Below are 14,513 nucleotides of genomic sequence, written 5' to 3' on the forward strand. Positions count from 1 at the left end.
GTGCTGCTACTTCTGCACGATGTCAATGACAAGGCGCTTCGGGTCCTCGAGCACCTGCACCGAATATGGCGCCTCGGAGCGCAGGCCCACAACAATCTGGCTGCGGCCGTCAAACGTGCCGGCCGGAACAGCCTCCACCACGTTGCCGGTGGCGCCGCTGCGGTCCACCGTGACCGGGCCTTCGAGGTTGAGCTCCGCGGGCGGGACGGTGCCGTCCACGTTGATGTTCAGAAACGCGTTGCCGCTCACTGCTAGCGCGCGACCAGTGGTGCCCACCATGGGGGCGGAGGTGTAGGCCACGTACCAGCCCGGATCCCCGTCGCCCTCGAGGTCCACCACCACGCGGTCGAAGCCCTGGTGGTTGCCCACGCGCACACCGGCCACGGCCAGCAGCGCCGGTTCGGACGGCCGTTGCGTTTTCGGCGAAGGGTCCGCCGTGCCCAGTGGCTGCAGCACAGTCGTTGATGCACCCGGCAGCGCAGCCAAGAGAGGTGCCGCACTGTTTTGCCCACCCGCGCCGGGGCCCGCAACCGAGCAGCCGACGGTCACCAAAGCCGCCGCGGCAAGCACAGCGACCGCCCAGCGCGGGGCGCGCCGGCTACCGGGTGCGTGTGGTGTACTCATCCAATTCAACGTATCCACGGGCCCGGGGTGGGCAAAACCGTGAGCGGGCAAAACCGGAATGGTTACCAAACCGTTAGCCCACGTATGCGGGATGGTGACTCAGCCGCGGTCGGTACTATGTAAGGCATGACTAACAACCTGCGCTGCTCAGATGTTGACGTAGAGCCCCTGCCCGGCACTGCCAAGACCGGCGGCACGTACGTGCTCTTCGAGTGGCCGGGACCGTGGGGCCGCGATGTGCTAGACGGGGACACGCTGGGCGCGGAGCTCAGCGCCAAGCTCAGCGAGCTGATGAAGCGCTACGGCGCGACGCTGCTCCTGGTCCGCCACCCCACGCGCGAGGGCCGCCAGATCAAGGACCACCACGTCTACCTCGTCTTCGCTGAGGAAGGTGTCACTGAGGTGCTCCACGTCGATGGGCCAGAAGAGCTGTTGGGCTTGGATTTGTCGGGACCGGGCAAGAATGGAGCGTCGGTACGCACTCGCCCCCTGCTGCTCGTGTGCACGCACGGCAAGCGCGACATGTGCTGCGCCGTGAAGGGCCGCCCGCTGGTGACGGAGCTGGTGGGGCGCTCCCCGGAGCGGCGGGACCTGGTGTGGGAGACGTCCCACATTAAGGGGCACCGCTTCGCGGCGACGCTGATGCTCATGCCGTGGGCGTTCAGCTTCGGGCGGATGACGGCGCAGGCGGCGGAAGCGCTGCTCGATCACGCGCTGGAAAAGAAGTTCTTCGTGCCCGGCAACCGCGGCCGCGGCACCCTCCCGCCGCAGGCGCAGGCGGCGGAGATCGCCGTTGCCGCTCACCTTTCGCACGAGGGGGTGCAGGTGGGCATTGACCAGCTGCGCGTCGGGGAGGTTTCCGGGGACACGCATGAGGCGCAGGTGCGTGTCGACGATACCGGGGCCGCCCGCGCGTTCACCGTCCACCTGGTGAAGCACGAGGTGGACGGGGTAGTTTCCTCTTGCGGGGATGCGCCGTCTACCGGCGCGGCGTGGGTTGTGCACAGCGTGGAGGAGCTGTAGCTACAGGTAGGAAGTGAGCACCTCGGCGACGGAGGTGAGCACGGTGCCGGTCGCCGCCTGCACATCGGCCGGGGAGTGGGTGAAGCTGTGGGCGTGGTCAGCGATGGCGTGCATCGAGAGGTCGTTCCACGAGTCGCCGAACGTGTACAGCTCCACGTCCGCGCGGTCCAGCCCGAGGTGATCGAGCAGTTCTAGCACGCCGGTGCCCTTGGTGCGGCCCGGGGCCATGACGTCCACATAGGTCTGGTTCTGGGCGACGGTCACGCCGCCGAGCGCCTCGGCCCAAACGACAACGTCCGCGCGCAAGGTATCATCCTCCGGCACCCAGAGGGGGACCACGGCGAAGGTGTGGTCCGGGACATCCGCCTTGGTCATCGGTGTGAAGTGCGCGGTGAGGTTAGAGGTGTCGCCGGTGTTGTTGGCAAAGACGCCGTCAATAGCGCCGATGGTGGTGCCGAAGACGGCCATGCCGGGTTGCTCTGAGAATGCGTCGATTGCCGCGCGGAGCACGTCCGGGTCGATGGGGTAGGCGAAGATGAGCTCCGCGCCGTCGCCGGTTGCGGCGGAGGCGCCGTTGGAGAGCACCTGGTAATCGAAGCGGAGGGTGGAGCCTTGCATGCCGTGGGCGAGCGCTGCGCGGGAGCGGCCCGTGGCGGCTACCGCGAGGTGACCGGCGGCGCGCCACGCCTCGATGGCCTCGAGATCAGCTGCGCGAAACCCTCCGTGACTGGCCTCCAAATGACTCATGTCGGGCCCCAAATGGGGCCCGACATGGAGGGTTCCGTCGAAATCGAACGCTGCGACCTTCATAGCGTTCAAGCCTAGCGTCGCAGGCTCGGGGGCTGAGTGCTAGCGGCGCATGACCTTCTTGGACAGCCAGTTACCCAGGAACTGGGCGAGCTGGACAATGACCACGATGACGATCACGGCGGCCCAGGTGACCTGAGGCTCGAACTGGCGGTAGCCGTAGACGATGGCGAAGTCACCCAAACCGCCGCCGCCGATGTAGCCGGCCATGGCGGACATGTCGATCACGGCGATGAAGATGAAGGTGTAGCCCAGGATCAGCGGTCCGAGCGCCTCCGGGAGGATCACGGACTGGATGATCTTCCACGGACCAGCACCCATGGAACGAGCCGCTTCGATCACGCCGGGATCAATGGCCACCAAGTTCTGCTCCACAATGCGGGCGACGGTGAACGTGGCGGAGAAGCACATCACAAACGTGGCGGCCTCACGGCCAATCGTCGTGCCCACCACCGACAACGTGATGGGGTAGAGCATGGCGATCATGATGATGAACGGGATCGGGCGGAAGAAGTTCACCGCGATGTTGATCAGCCAGTAGATCGGGCTGGACTGCAAGATCCCGCCGGGGCGGGTGGTGTAGAGCAGGATGCCCAGGAGCAGGCCGAAGAAGCCGCCCACCACCATGGTGATGGCGACCATCCACATCGTGTCGCCGATAGCCTCGATGAACGTGGGGCCAAGGCGATCCCAGTTCGGTTCGGCGAGGATGAGCTCGTGCACGTTGGTTGTCATCGGACGATCTCCTCAATATCGGTGGTGCGCTGCAGCGATGTCAGAAACTCGTTGATCGCGGTGTCGTCGCCCGTTAGTCGCACCGTCATTTTGCCGAAGCTGTGCTCCTGCAATGTGGTGATGCCGGCGTGCACCGGCTGGACGGTGACGCCCTGCTTGCGGGCGGCCTCTGCGGCGGCGAAGAACCCGGAGTTCTGCTTCAGGTTCACGGTGAAGAGGCGCCCCGGAGCGGCGGCGAGCAGCTCGCGCGCCTCCACCTCGTTCGGGGTGTTGCGCAGGCTGGTGGACACAAAGCGCTTGGCCACGTGGGTCTGCGGGTTGGAAAACACCTCGTAGACGGAGCCGTACTCCACCACGCGGCCGTTTTCCATCACAGCGACCTTGTCCGCAATTGAGCGGATCACGTCCATCTCGTGGGTGATCACCACGATCGTGATGCCCAGCTCCTGGTTCACGCGGCGCAACAGCGCCAGCACCTCTTCGGTGGTCTCCGGGTCGAGGGCCGAGGTGGCCTCATCCGCCAGCAGCAGCGACGGGTTGGTGGCCAGCGCACGGGCAATGCCCACGCGCTGCTTCTGGCCGCCGGAGAGCTGCTCCGGGTAGTTCTTGCCGCGGTCCGAAAGGCCCACGAACTCCAAAAGCTCCGCCACGCGGCGCTTGCGCTCCGCCTTGTCCACGCCTGCAAGCTGCAGCGGGTACTCGATGTTGCCTTCCGCGTTGCGGGAGGTCAGCAGGTTGAACTGCTGGAAGATCATGCCGATGTTGCGGCGGATGCCGCGGAGGTTTTTCTCGGACATGCCGACGATATCGGTGCCGTCGAGAAGCAAATGCCCCGAAGTGGGCATGTCGAGGCCGTTGATCAGGCGGACGAGCGTGGACTTGCCGGCACCCGAATACCCGATCACGCCGAGGATCTCGCCCGGCTCGACGGTCAGCGTGACGTCGTCGACGGCCACAACTTCCCGTCCGCCGGTGCGGAACACCTTGCTTACGTTCTGGAACTCAATCCGGGTGCCGGTTTTAGCCATCTAGTTACTTCTCGTTCTGCTCGAGGCGGGCGAGGATGTCGTTCAGCTCGTTCGCCGGACGCTCAACCTCAACTGCGGTGCCGCGGGAGTCCTTCTGCACAGCCTCGGAGACAGCGGCGTCGTGCCACAGCTCAGCCAGCTTCACGTAGGTCGGGTTGTCAACATCCTCAGCGCGGGAAGCGAAGACGTTGATGTACGGCTCGCCCTGTGCGGAAGCCGGGTCATCCTGGAAGATGGCCTCGGACGGCTCGATGCCGGCGCGGTCCAGCCAGGAGTTGTTGATGATGGCCGGGCGGCCCTCCTTGTACGCGGACGGGGTCTGGGATGCGTCCACCGGCACCACGGAAACCTTGGAAGCGGCGGTGTCGATGTCTGCCGGGGCCGGTGCGAGCTCGTCTGCGCCGTCCTTCAGGGTGATCAGGCCAGCCTGGACCAGCACGTTGATGGCGCGGCCCTGGTTGGAGTCATCGTTCGGGATGGCGATCTCGGAGCCCTCAATGCCGTCGAGGGAGGTGTGGTCCTTCCAGAACAGCGCCAGCGGGTAGATCTCGGTGGAGCCGACAACCTTGAGGTCATTGCCGGAGTTGGCGTTGTACTTGGCCAGGTAGAGGATGTGCTGGAACTTGTTCAGGTCCAGCTCGCCCTGTGCCAGTGCCTCGTTGACCGGCGGGTAGTCGGAGAACTGGACGATGTCCAGGGTGATGCCTTCCTTCTCCGCCAGGTCGGCGAAGACGGACCACGCCTGCTGGTCTGCGTCGGTGGTGCCGATGCGGACGGTGACGTTCTCGCCTGCGGCGGTGGTGTCGGAGGTGGAGGCGTTGTTGGACTCGTTGGAGCAAGCGGTCAGGCCGGTGAAGGCCAGGGTCGCTGCAGCTGCGGCAGCGAGGAAACGGGAAGCGCGCATGGCTCATCCTTTTCTATTCGGGAAAACTACGGGCACGAATCTAGCACCGGGTGAACCGCTTAGTCTATTCGGCGCTTTTTGTTGGCTCTGCGCGGTGGCCAGCGCGTTGGCACACGTTTTCGAATGTTGGTAGCGTTTTGCCCATGAGGTTTAACGGGGGCGAGCCGCTGTCCTGGTCCCGGCTGGAGCGCATCCTCTCCGGCCGGCCCGGGCCCACGCCAATCCCCGCGGACCACACCGGCACGCCCGCAGGCCTCACGTACGCGCCGCAGGGGCCGGGGCCTTGCGTGATGGCGGAGGGTTCTACGGCACCCACGGTTCATACGGTGCCCATGGCGCCAACTGTGCCGTTTGCGGAGCTGCACGCGGTGTCTTCCTACAGCTTCCTCGGCGGTGCCAGTGAACCAGAGGAGCTGGTGGAACGGGCAAAAGTGCTGGGCTTAAGTGCGTTGGGGCTGTTGGATAGGGACGGGTTCTACGGTGCGGTGAAGTTCGCGGAAGCTGCGGCGGGGGCGGGCATTGCCACGGTGTTTGGGGCGGAACTGACGTTGGGGGAGCGGGTACTGCCCGTTATCGCGCGCGGGCCGGAGGGCTATAAACGCCTCTCCCACCTGATCACCCAGGCCCGCATGGACACCCGGGAAAAAGATAAGGTGGCCTACCCGCCGCTGGAACTCATTGGGGCCGCGCTGGACGGCACTTGCGTGGTGCTTGCCGGGTGGGCGTGGGCGAATGAAATCGATCACCTGGTCGAAGTGTTTGGTCCTATGAATGTAGTTCGGGAATACGAGGTGGCCATGCTGCCGGAGGACGCGGACCGGCACGCCACATTAGACAGCTTCGTCCATATCCCGGCGGTGGTGACGGCTGCTCCGGCGGCCGCCACGCGGGATGCCGCCCGCCTCGCCGCGGCCAAGCGGGCGCTGGGGCGCAGACAATCCCTGTCGGACGCGCACGGCAACCTCCACCCGATGGGCGCGAACTGGCTGCGCAGTGCGGATCAGCTGCGCGCCATGTACCCGGGGTGCGAGGACAAGCTGGCCTACGCTGCGGAATTGGCTGCGGAGTGCGCGTTCACCTTCAACCTGGTCGCCCCGGAGCTGCCGCTGTTTCCCACGCCGGAGGGCCACAACGAGATGACGTTTCTGCGGGCGCTCACCATATCCAGTGCGCAGGTGCGGTATGCGTCGCGGCCGCAAGAGATCCGCAGAAAAGCAATGGCCCAGATTGAGTATGAGCTGACGGTGATTGAGGAGCTGAACTTTCCCGGCTACTTCCTTATCGTGCATGACCTGGTGGATTTCTGCCGCCGGGAGGACATTCTGTGCCAGGGGCGCGGCAGCGCGGCGAACTCCGCGGTGTGTTTTGCGCTGGGCATCACCAGTGTGGAGCCGATCGCGGCGGGTCTATTGTTCGAGCGCTTCCTGTCGCCGGACCGTGACGGGCCGCCGGATATCGACATAGATATTGAATCCGGCCGCCGCGAGGAAGTGATCCAATACGTCTACGCGCGCTACGGGCGCGATAATGCGGCGCAGGTGGCCAACGTGATCACCTACCGCCGCAAGGGCGCGATCCGGGACGCGGCGCGGGCGCTGGGCTATGCGCAAGGCGCGGCGGATTCGTGGTCGAAGGACGTTGCGGAGCCCCCGCCCGCGGTGGCGGCGCTGGCGGCGGAGCTCAAAGGCCAACCGCGCCACCTGGGCATCCACTCCGGCGGGATGGTGATCTGCGATCGCCCGATCGCGGACGTGGTGCCCACCGAGTGGGCGCGGATGGAAAACCGCTCCGTGGTGCAGTGGGATAAAGATGACTGCGCCTCCGCGGGGTTGGTGAAGTTCGACCTGCTCGGCCTGGGCATGCTCGAGGCGCTGCACCACATGATTGATCTGGTGCGCGACACCACGGGCCGCGAGGTACGGCTGTGGGAGCTGCAGCTGGATGATGCCGCGGTGTACGACATGCTCTGCCGCGCCGATTCTGTGGGCGTGTTCCAAGTGGAGTCCCGCGCGCAGATGGGCACCCTGCCGCGGCTGAAACCGCGCTGCTTCTTCGACTTGGTGGTGGAGGTGGCGCTGATCCGTCCGGGCCCCATCCAGGGCGGCAGCGTGCACCCGTATCTGCGCCGCCGTGATGGTGCGGACCCGGTGCAGTACGACCATCCTGTGTTGGAGAAATCCCTGGGCAAGACGTTGGGCGTGCCGCTGTTCCAGGAGCAGCTCATGCAGATCTGCGTGGACGCCGCCGGCTTCTCCGGGCGCGAGGCGGACGCGGTGCGCCGCGCCATGGGTTCGAAGCGCTCGCCCGCGAAGATGGCGGCGCTCAGGCAACGGTTTTTCGACGGCTGCTGGCAGACCAACCGCATCAGCGAAGAGGTGGCGGAGCGGCTGTGGCAGAAGATCGTGGCCTTCGCCGCCTACGGGTTCCCGGAATCGCACTCCCAGTCCTTCGCGTCGCTGGTGTACTTCTCCGCCTGGTTCAAGCGCTACTACCCGGCGCAGTTCTGCGTGGGGTTGCTGCGCGCCCAGCCGATGGGCTTCTACTCCCCGCAGTCCCTGATCCAGGACGCCCGCCGCCACGGTGTCACGGTGCTGCCGGTGTGCGTGAACGAGTCCGGCCGGGAGGCGCGCTGCGTGCGCGGTGCTGGCGGTGCCGTCGCGGGCGCGGCAGCCGAGGGCGGGGCCGGGGACGGGGCCGAGGAAGTAGCCATCCGCGTCGGCCTCAACCTGATCAAGGGCCTCGGCGACGCGGCCGCGGACCGCATTGAAGAGGCCCAGCCATTCACCGGCGTCCCGGATCTTGCGCGCCGGGCGGACCTTACGGTGGAGCACGTGGAGGCGCTCGCGCGGGCGGGTGCGTTGGACTGCTTTGGCGTGGACCGTCGTCAAGCAATGTGGCAGGCGGGCATCGCAGCCACGGAGCGCGAGGGCATGTTGCCCGGGCTGTCCGCGATTTCCGCGCCGAGCCTGCCCGGCATGAACGCTTTCGAGCTCATGGCCGCGGACGTGGCGGCCACCGGCGTGACGCACGACAAGATGCCGGTGGAGATGGTGCGCGGAGCCCTGGATGCGGCAGGCGTGGTGCGCGCCGGTCAGCTCCTCACCGTCCCCGACGGCACCCGCATCCGCTGCGCAGGCGTGGTCACCCACCGCCAGGCGCCGAAAACGGCCGGGGGCGTGACGTTTCTGGGGATGGAGGATGAGACTGGCTTGATCAACGTGGTCATCCCGGTGGGGCTGTGGAACCGCCAGAAGGTGCTCGCCCGCACCGCGAAGGCGCTGATTGTGCGCGGCATCATCCAAAACGCCTCCGGGGCGGCGAGCTTGGTCGCGGACAAGCTGGAGCCGCTGGAGATGGGGGAGTGGCTTACGCGCGGTTCGCGGGACTTCCGCTAGCTTGGGGCACATGCTTGACGACGCTCCTTTGGCTCACCCCACACCCCTACCAACCAGCGTCGACACCATGCACCGCGTCTCGCCCAAACTCATGGTGCCGCGGTTTATCTCCGCGCTGATCTGGGCCGCGATTGTGCTTGGGGGCATAGGGTACGCTTACTCGCGCTGGGGGTGGACGTGGCTCTTGTGGGCGCTGGGGGCAGCCACGGTGCTCATCGTGTGGAACTTGGTGCTCATCCCGTTCCGGGTGCGCAACCTAGGGTATCTGGAAACGGATGATGAGCTGCTGTTGAGCAAGGGCAAGATGTGGCACACCATGACGGCTATCCCGTACGGCCGCATCCAGTTCGTAGACGTGGAATCGGGCCCCATCGCCCGCGCGCTGGGCCTGAAGAAGCTGGAGATCCACACCGCCTCCACCACCTCCAACTCGGATCTGCCGGGACTGCCCGCGGCGGAGGCGGATGCGCTGCGTGACCGTCTGGCGGCCAAGGCGCGCGAGAGGATGAGCGGCCTGTGACCGCGCAACCCGAGTACCGCCGCGTCCACCGGATCAGCCCGCTGCTGCGCGTGTGGGGTGCAGCGCTGACGCTCGTGGCTCTGGCGGTGTTCAACTTTGCCGGTCCGCTCTACGCCTGGTTCTTGGACGAGCAGGTGGGCTGGATGCAGGTGCTGTGGGCAGTGGGCGGCATCGTTCTTGCAGTGCTAGTCATCTTCGGCGCCTCGCAGCTCTGGTGGTCCCGCACCGGATTCCGCGTCGGGCCAGAGGAGCTGGAGTTCAAGCGCGGCGTGCTGACAAACCAGGTGCGCACTGCGCGCTATGACCGCATTCAAGCCGTGGACGTGGTGGAACCGCTCGCCGCGCGCATCTTTGGCCTAGCCGCCGTGCGTGTAGAGGTGGCTGGCGGCATCAATGCCGCAATCGAGATCGCGTACCTCTCCCGCGAGGAGGCGGAGGCGCTGCGCGAGGAGATCCTGGGCCGCATCGCAGCGAAGGCGCCGGAAGGTGGGCTCGCGCAAGAGCTGCAAGAGCGTGAAACGCCAGAGCACGACTACCTGGTCCCGCCGATCCCCATGAGCCGCTCCCTGGCCGCCGCAGCGCTGCAGTTTTCCACGCTGTTCACCGTCGTATCCGCAACAGCCCCGCTGTGGACGGACGTGTCCCTCGCCGCTGTGGTGCCCGTGCTTGTCGGCTTCATCCCCATCATCTGGCGCACCATCGACCAATCCTGGCGATTCAACGCCACGCGTGCCGACGGCGTTTTTCAACTCACCTACGGCCTGGCAAACCGGCGCAGGCAAGCGGTGCCCGAACACCGGATCCACGCGTTGCAGCTGAAGCAGCCGCTGTTGTGGCGGCCGTTCGGGTGGTGGACCGTCTCCGTGACCACCGCCGGCTACGCCTCTGAGCGCAGTAACGCCACGGGCACTTCGAAGCTCTTGCCGGTGGGCACGTGGGAGCAGGCGGTAGCGGTGGTGGATGCCGTCGGGCCGCTCACCGCAGCCCAGCTCACGGACCTCGCCGCGGCGGACTACGTCACACCGCGCCGGGCGCGCTGGGTCTCGCCAATTGATTGGCGCCAGCAAACCGCGACGGTGCGCGGAGGGGTGGCCGTGACCACGTTCGGGCGGCTCACCCGCCGCTTCCACATGGTCACCGTGCCGCACATCCAGGAACTCACCATGAAGCAGGGGCCGCTGCAGCGCGCGCTCAAGATTGCGGACGTGCGCTTCGACCTGGTCCCGGGCCCGGTGAAAATGACGGCGCGGGATGTGGATGAGGGCGCGGCACGGGTGCTCGTCGACACGCTGCGTGCCCGAGAGCTGCCGCCGCTGAGCGCGGACCCTGCCCCGGTACCGTAAGAGCATGGCACAGGTTCTCAGCACCAACATCGCCGTCCCGCAAGCCGATCCCGGCGGGCTCAAGCGCCAAAGCGGGATCCACAAAGTTTCCGCCGAGTTGATCGAAGTGACCATCCCGGGGCCGGATTACGGCGACGGCTCGGGTGTGGTGGGCGACCACATCGGGGATACGAAACATCACGGCGGGCAGCAGAAAGCGGTGTACGCGTTTGCGCGCGAACGGCTCGACGCTTGGGAGGATGAGCTCGGCCGCGACCTGCATAACGGCGTATTCGGGGAGAACCTGACCACCGCCGGCATCGACTGGACGCAGGCGCTGCTGAATCAGCGCTTTCAGGTCGGCGAGGTGGAGCTGGAAGTGTCCGTTCCTCGCACGCCCTGTCGCACCTTTGCCAAATGGATGGGGGAGCGCGCCTGGGTGCGCCGTTTCACTGAGTCGGGCGATTGCGGTGCGTACTTCCGCGTGAACGTGGAGGGTGTGATTCGCCCCGGCGACACCATCGTGGCACTGGACGAGCCGGCGCACGGCTTTACCATGGGCGAAGCGTTCGCGGCATGGATGGGCGATGATGCGTTGGCTCGCCGGATGTGGGAACTGGACATCCTCCCACCGCTGTACCAAGAGCGCTACGAGAAGCGGTTTGGTGGAAGCTAGACCCCGCCGGTGAAGCCGAGCTGGCGCCGCATCCGCAGACTGCAGTAAATGGGGATTCAATGGTAACCTGTTCCCATGCAAGCGAAGATTGATGCGGGTGGGAGGTTGCTGCTCCCTAAAGCTCTGCGGGATGCGCTCGGGCTTACCCCCGGCTCCGTAGTGGACATCAGTGCCTACGGCGGGGGCCTCACAGTCATTCCAGGAGGCAGGACTGCGCGTGTGGAGAGGAACGAAGACGGGTTCCTCGTCGCGTACGGTTCAACGGAAGTGACTGACGCCGATGTCTTCGCGCTCATTGACGCGGGAAGAAAGTAGCGTCAGTGATCGCGCTGGACACCAGCCTGGCCGTTCCGCTTCTGTTGGGCACGCATAATGCCCACGAATCGGTGAAGAGGTGGGCGAAGGGACGGGAGCTGACGCTGTGCGCGCACTCCTTGGTTGAGACGTACTCGGTGCTGACGAGGTTGCCGGGAGATAACCGTTTGGCGGGCAGTGACGCGGTCCAGGTCATCGATGACAATTTTCCCAAGCCGTTGATGTTGCCAGACACGGTCGGCGAAGATATCCATCGGAGGCTAGCTAAGGCTGGAGTCCTTGGCGGGGCTACTTACGACGGTATCGTCGCGCTGACGGCGCTAGAAAACGGTGTGCCCCTCGCAAGCAGGGATCGGCGTGCCGTGAATAACTATCTGTCTCTGGGGGTCGAGGTACAACTGGTTAACTAGACCCCGCCGGTGAAGCTGAGCTGGCGCCACGCCTCGAACACTGCCACGGAGGCGGAGTTGGTGAGGTTCATGGATCGGCGGCCCTCCACCATCGGGATGCGTAGCCGCTGCGTCACACGCGGGTGGTGCGAGTGCTCAGGCGGCAGGCCGGTCGGCTCGGTGCCAAAGAGGAGCGCATCGCCCCACTGGTATTCCACCTCGTGGTAATAACTCGTCGCCTGGGTGGTGAAAGCGAAGACGCGGCATTCCCCAATCGTCGAAAAGCAAGTGTCCAAGTCCGGGTGAATCTTCAGGTCCGCGAGGTCGTGGTAGTCCAGCCCGGCGCGCTTCAGGTGCTTGTCATCGAAGTTGAAGCCGAGCGGCTCAACCAAGTGCAGCACCGCCCCCGTGTTCGCGGCGAGGCGGATGGCGTTGCCGGTGTTGCCGGGGATGACGGGGTTATCGAAGATGATGTGCAGCGGCATAGGTTATTGCGCGCCCCCGTCCTGCTCTTCCTGCGGCTTGCCAACTAGCTCGTCGTGCAGGTGATCCACCGCCACCTGCGCGTGGAGGCGTACGCCGTACGCGAGCGCCTCGTCGTTGACGTAGAACCGCGGACTGTGGTTGGGCACGAAACCTCGGTCATCTCCGCCGGCTGGCTCGATGCCGCCGTCTGCCGTAAACGCGATGTTCTGCCCGCCGAGCAGCGCGTACACGCCGCCGAAGCGCGAGGAGAACTCGGAGAAATCGTCGTAGCCCATGGAAGACGGGACCTCGATGACAGGTGCCTCGCCCGCGATGCGCTCGTACACCGGCAGGATCGAGTCGATCCACTCTGGGCCGTTCACCACGGGCGGGACCTCATCGAAGAACTCGACGGTGCCGGTACAGCCGTGCGCGGCCGCGAGGTGCTCCACGTAGCGCTCGAGGCGCTGGTTCACGTCCGCCATCACTTCGGTGCGCAGGGCGCGCACCGTGCCCCAGATCTCCACCTGCTCGCCGACGATGTTGAAGCGGCCCTGGTCCACGATGTGGCCGAGGGAGATGGAGAACCGCTCCTCCACGTCAATTTGGCGGTAGATCTGGCCGGTGTTGCTCAAAATGTCCCCGACCGCCGGCATCGGGTCGATGCCCTGCCACGGGGTTGAACCATGTACCTGTTTGCCGGAGACAGTTATTTTCAACGTCTCGGAGGCAGCGTTCTGGATGCCGCGGGCGTACGCGATCGCCCCGACGGGCAGGGGAGAGATGTGGATACCGAATGCCATCGTGGGGCGCGGCTCAAAGAACCCCTTGGTCTCCATCTCCTCGACCATGAGGGACGCGCCGCCTTCCTCACCGGCGGGAGCGCCTTCCTCCGCGGGCTGGAAGGCGAGGAGCACGTCGCCTGGGAGCTGGTCGCGCTGGTCGTGCAGAATCTTGGCCGCGCCAAGCAGCATCGCGGCGTGCGTGTCGTGGCCGCAGGCGTGCGAGACAGGGAAGGGACCGCCTGGGTAGTCCTTATCCACCACCTCGGAGGCAAAATCCTCGCCGGACTGTTCCTTCACCGGCAGGGCGTCAATGTCCGCGCGCAGCAGCATGGTGCGGCGATCGGCCTCGCCTGCGTCACCTGCGTCACCGCCGTGGATGCGCGCGACAACGCCGTGGCCTGCCACGCCCTCGGTGATGTCGGTAATACCGAACTCCCGCAGCCGCTCGACGATGAATGCTGCCGTCTGCTCCTCGCGGTTCGATAACTCCGGGTGTTTGTGCAGGTGGTGGCGCCAGCCGATGACATCGTCGCGAATGTCCCGTGCGGCGGCGTCGATTCCCTCGTGCAGCGTGTCAAGGTTCACGTTCGTCATGGCTTCCATCCTATTGCGGTGCCCGCCGCGCACTGAGGCATAGAATCGTGGCGTGACTGCGATCAAACTGGACGGAAAACTCTACCGCGAGGAGATTTTCGCGGACTTGAAGGAGCGCGTGGCGGCGCTGAAGGCCAAGGGAATCACCCCCGGCCTGGCTACCGTGCTGGTTGGTGAGGACCCCGCGAGCCAGAACTACGTGCGCATGAAGCACAAGGACTGCGAGGAGCTCGGCATCGCTTCCATTCAGAAGGAGCTGCCCGGTGACACCACGCAGGAGGAGCTCGAGGCGCTTATCGACGAGCTGAATAACGACGATGCCGTTACCGGATACATTGTCCAGCTCCCGCTGCCGAAGCACTTGAACGAGAACCGCGTGCTGGAGCTCATCGACCCAGCCAAGGATGCCGACGGCCTGCACCCGGTGAACCTGGGCAAGCTCGTGCTCAACGAGCCGGCGCCGCTGCCGTGCACCCCGAACGGCACGATCAAGCTGCTGGAGCGCTTCGGCGTTGATTTGAACGGTGCGATCGTCTGCGTTGTCGGCCGCGGCGTGACCGTCGGTCGCCCGATCTCGCTCATGCTGACCACGCGCGGCGTGAACGCCACCGCAGTGCTGTGCCACACCGGCACCAAGGACCTCGCAGCGGAGACCCGCCGTGCGGACGTGGTCATCGCCGCCGCCGGCAAGCCGCACATGATCACCGCAGACATGATCAAGGAGGGGGCCGCGCTTGTCGACGTCGGAGTATCCCGCGTGGACGGCAAGACGGTGGGCGACCTGCACCCGGACGTGTGGGAGAAGGCTGGCTGGGTCTCCCCGAACCCGGGCGGCGTCGGCCCGATGACGCGTACGTTCCTGGTCCGCAACATTGTGGAGTCTGCAGAACGCCGCGCCGCGCAGGCAGCGGACGCGGAGCAGGCTGAGTAG

Annotated in this window: 15 protein-coding genes; 8 read left to right on the forward strand and 7 right to left on the reverse strand. The window is 65.9% G+C overall.

Translation table 11 applies throughout. From position 1 onward, the window contains the following. Window positions 1-6: 6 nt before the first annotated feature. The gene (locus JZY91_RS01645; RefSeq protein ID WP_234948261.1) at window positions 7-624 is read right to left on the reverse strand and encodes a hypothetical protein; all 618 of its coding nucleotides are present in this window, start codon (window positions 622-624) and stop codon (window positions 7-9) included. Window positions 625-750: 126 nt separating this feature from the next. Here JZY91_RS01645 and JZY91_RS01650 point away from each other — a divergent pair, with 126 nt between their 5' ends. Further along, window positions 751-1,647, forward strand: coding sequence for a sucrase ferredoxin (locus JZY91_RS01650; protein WP_234948262.1), 897 nt, complete (start codon window positions 751-753; stop codon window positions 1,645-1,647). On the opposite strand, the gene JZY91_RS01655 is transcribed toward JZY91_RS01650, so the two are convergent. Genes JZY91_RS01655 through JZY91_RS01670 form a run of 4 tightly spaced genes read right to left on the reverse strand, consistent with a single transcriptional unit; the run spans window position 1,648 to window position 5,121 of the window. Continuing rightward, the gene (locus JZY91_RS01655; RefSeq protein ID WP_234948263.1) at window positions 1,648-2,457 is read right to left on the reverse strand and encodes an HAD family hydrolase; all 810 of its coding nucleotides are present in this window, start codon (window positions 2,455-2,457) and stop codon (window positions 1,648-1,650) included. A 39-nt stretch (window positions 2,458-2,496) separates the two neighbouring features. After that, window positions 2,497-3,189: a methionine ABC transporter permease gene (locus JZY91_RS01660; RefSeq protein WP_234948264.1), complete on the reverse strand. Its 693-nt coding sequence runs from the start codon at window positions 3,187-3,189 to the stop codon at window positions 2,497-2,499. Continuing rightward, window positions 3,186-4,217 (reverse strand): methionine ABC transporter ATP-binding protein, encoded by a 1,032-nt coding sequence (locus JZY91_RS01665; RefSeq protein ID WP_234948265.1) that lies wholly within the window; start codon window positions 4,215-4,217, stop codon window positions 3,186-3,188. The genes JZY91_RS01660 and JZY91_RS01665 overlap by 4 nt, the downstream gene beginning before the upstream one ends. A gap of 4 nt (window positions 4,218-4,221) precedes the next feature. After that, window positions 4,222-5,121 (reverse strand): MetQ/NlpA family ABC transporter substrate-binding protein, encoded by a 900-nt coding sequence (locus JZY91_RS01670; protein ID WP_234948266.1) that lies wholly within the window; start codon window positions 5,119-5,121, stop codon window positions 4,222-4,224. Between the two features lie 143 nt (window positions 5,122-5,264). Here JZY91_RS01670 and JZY91_RS01675 point away from each other — a divergent pair, with 143 nt between their 5' ends. The 6 genes from JZY91_RS01675 to JZY91_RS01700 all read left to right on the forward strand — a co-directional run bounded on the left by JZY91_RS01675 (window position 5,265) and on the right by JZY91_RS01700 (window position 11,759). Next, window positions 5,265-8,516 carry an error-prone DNA polymerase gene (locus JZY91_RS01675; RefSeq protein ID WP_234948267.1) on the forward strand — a complete coding sequence of 1,084 codons (3,252 nt, stop codon included), beginning with the start codon at window positions 5,265-5,267 and terminating at the stop codon, window positions 8,514-8,516. Between the two features lie 67 nt (window positions 8,517-8,583). Continuing rightward, window positions 8,584-9,036, forward strand: coding sequence for a PH domain-containing protein (locus JZY91_RS01680; RefSeq protein ID WP_234948268.1), 453 nt, complete (start codon window positions 8,584-8,586; stop codon window positions 9,034-9,036). Next, the gene (locus tag JZY91_RS01685; protein WP_234948269.1) at window positions 9,033-10,379 is read left to right on the forward strand and encodes a PH domain-containing protein; all 1,347 of its coding nucleotides are present in this window, start codon (window positions 9,033-9,035) and stop codon (window positions 10,377-10,379) included. The genes JZY91_RS01680 and JZY91_RS01685 overlap by 4 nt, the downstream gene beginning before the upstream one ends. Window positions 10,380-10,383: 4 nt before the next feature. After that, window positions 10,384-11,034, forward strand: coding sequence for an MOSC domain-containing protein (locus JZY91_RS01690; protein WP_234948270.1), 651 nt, complete (start codon window positions 10,384-10,386; stop codon window positions 11,032-11,034). 75 nt (window positions 11,035-11,109) lie between these two features. Beyond that, a complete protein-coding gene (locus tag JZY91_RS01695) occupies window positions 11,110-11,349 on the forward strand; it encodes an AbrB/MazE/SpoVT family DNA-binding domain-containing protein (RefSeq protein ID WP_234948271.1) in 240 nt (79 codons plus the stop codon). Window positions 11,350-11,354: 5 nt separating this feature from the next. After that, the gene (locus tag JZY91_RS01700; protein WP_234948272.1) at window positions 11,355-11,759 is read left to right on the forward strand and encodes a type II toxin-antitoxin system VapC family toxin; all 405 of its coding nucleotides are present in this window, start codon (window positions 11,355-11,357) and stop codon (window positions 11,757-11,759) included. Here JZY91_RS01700 and JZY91_RS01705 read toward each other — a convergent pair. Then, the gene (locus tag JZY91_RS01705) at window positions 11,756-12,223 is read right to left on the reverse strand and encodes a tRNA (cytidine(34)-2'-O)-methyltransferase (RefSeq protein WP_234948273.1); all 468 of its coding nucleotides are present in this window, start codon (window positions 12,221-12,223) and stop codon (window positions 11,756-11,758) included. The genes JZY91_RS01700 and JZY91_RS01705 overlap by 4 nt on opposite strands. 3 nt (window positions 12,224-12,226) lie before the next feature. Next, window positions 12,227-13,582, reverse strand: coding sequence for a M20 family metallopeptidase (locus tag JZY91_RS01710; RefSeq protein ID WP_234948274.1), 1,356 nt, complete (start codon window positions 13,580-13,582; stop codon window positions 12,227-12,229). Window positions 13,583-13,634: 52 nt separating this feature from the next. Here JZY91_RS01710 and JZY91_RS01715 point away from each other — a divergent pair, with 52 nt between their 5' ends. Continuing rightward, window positions 13,635-14,513, forward strand: coding sequence for a bifunctional methylenetetrahydrofolate dehydrogenase/methenyltetrahydrofolate cyclohydrolase (locus JZY91_RS01715; protein WP_234948275.1), 879 nt, complete (start codon window positions 13,635-13,637; stop codon window positions 14,511-14,513).

This window comes from Corynebacterium sp. CNCTC7651, assembly GCF_021496665.1.
GTDB lineage: Bacteria > Actinomycetota > Actinomycetes > Mycobacteriales > Mycobacteriaceae > Corynebacterium.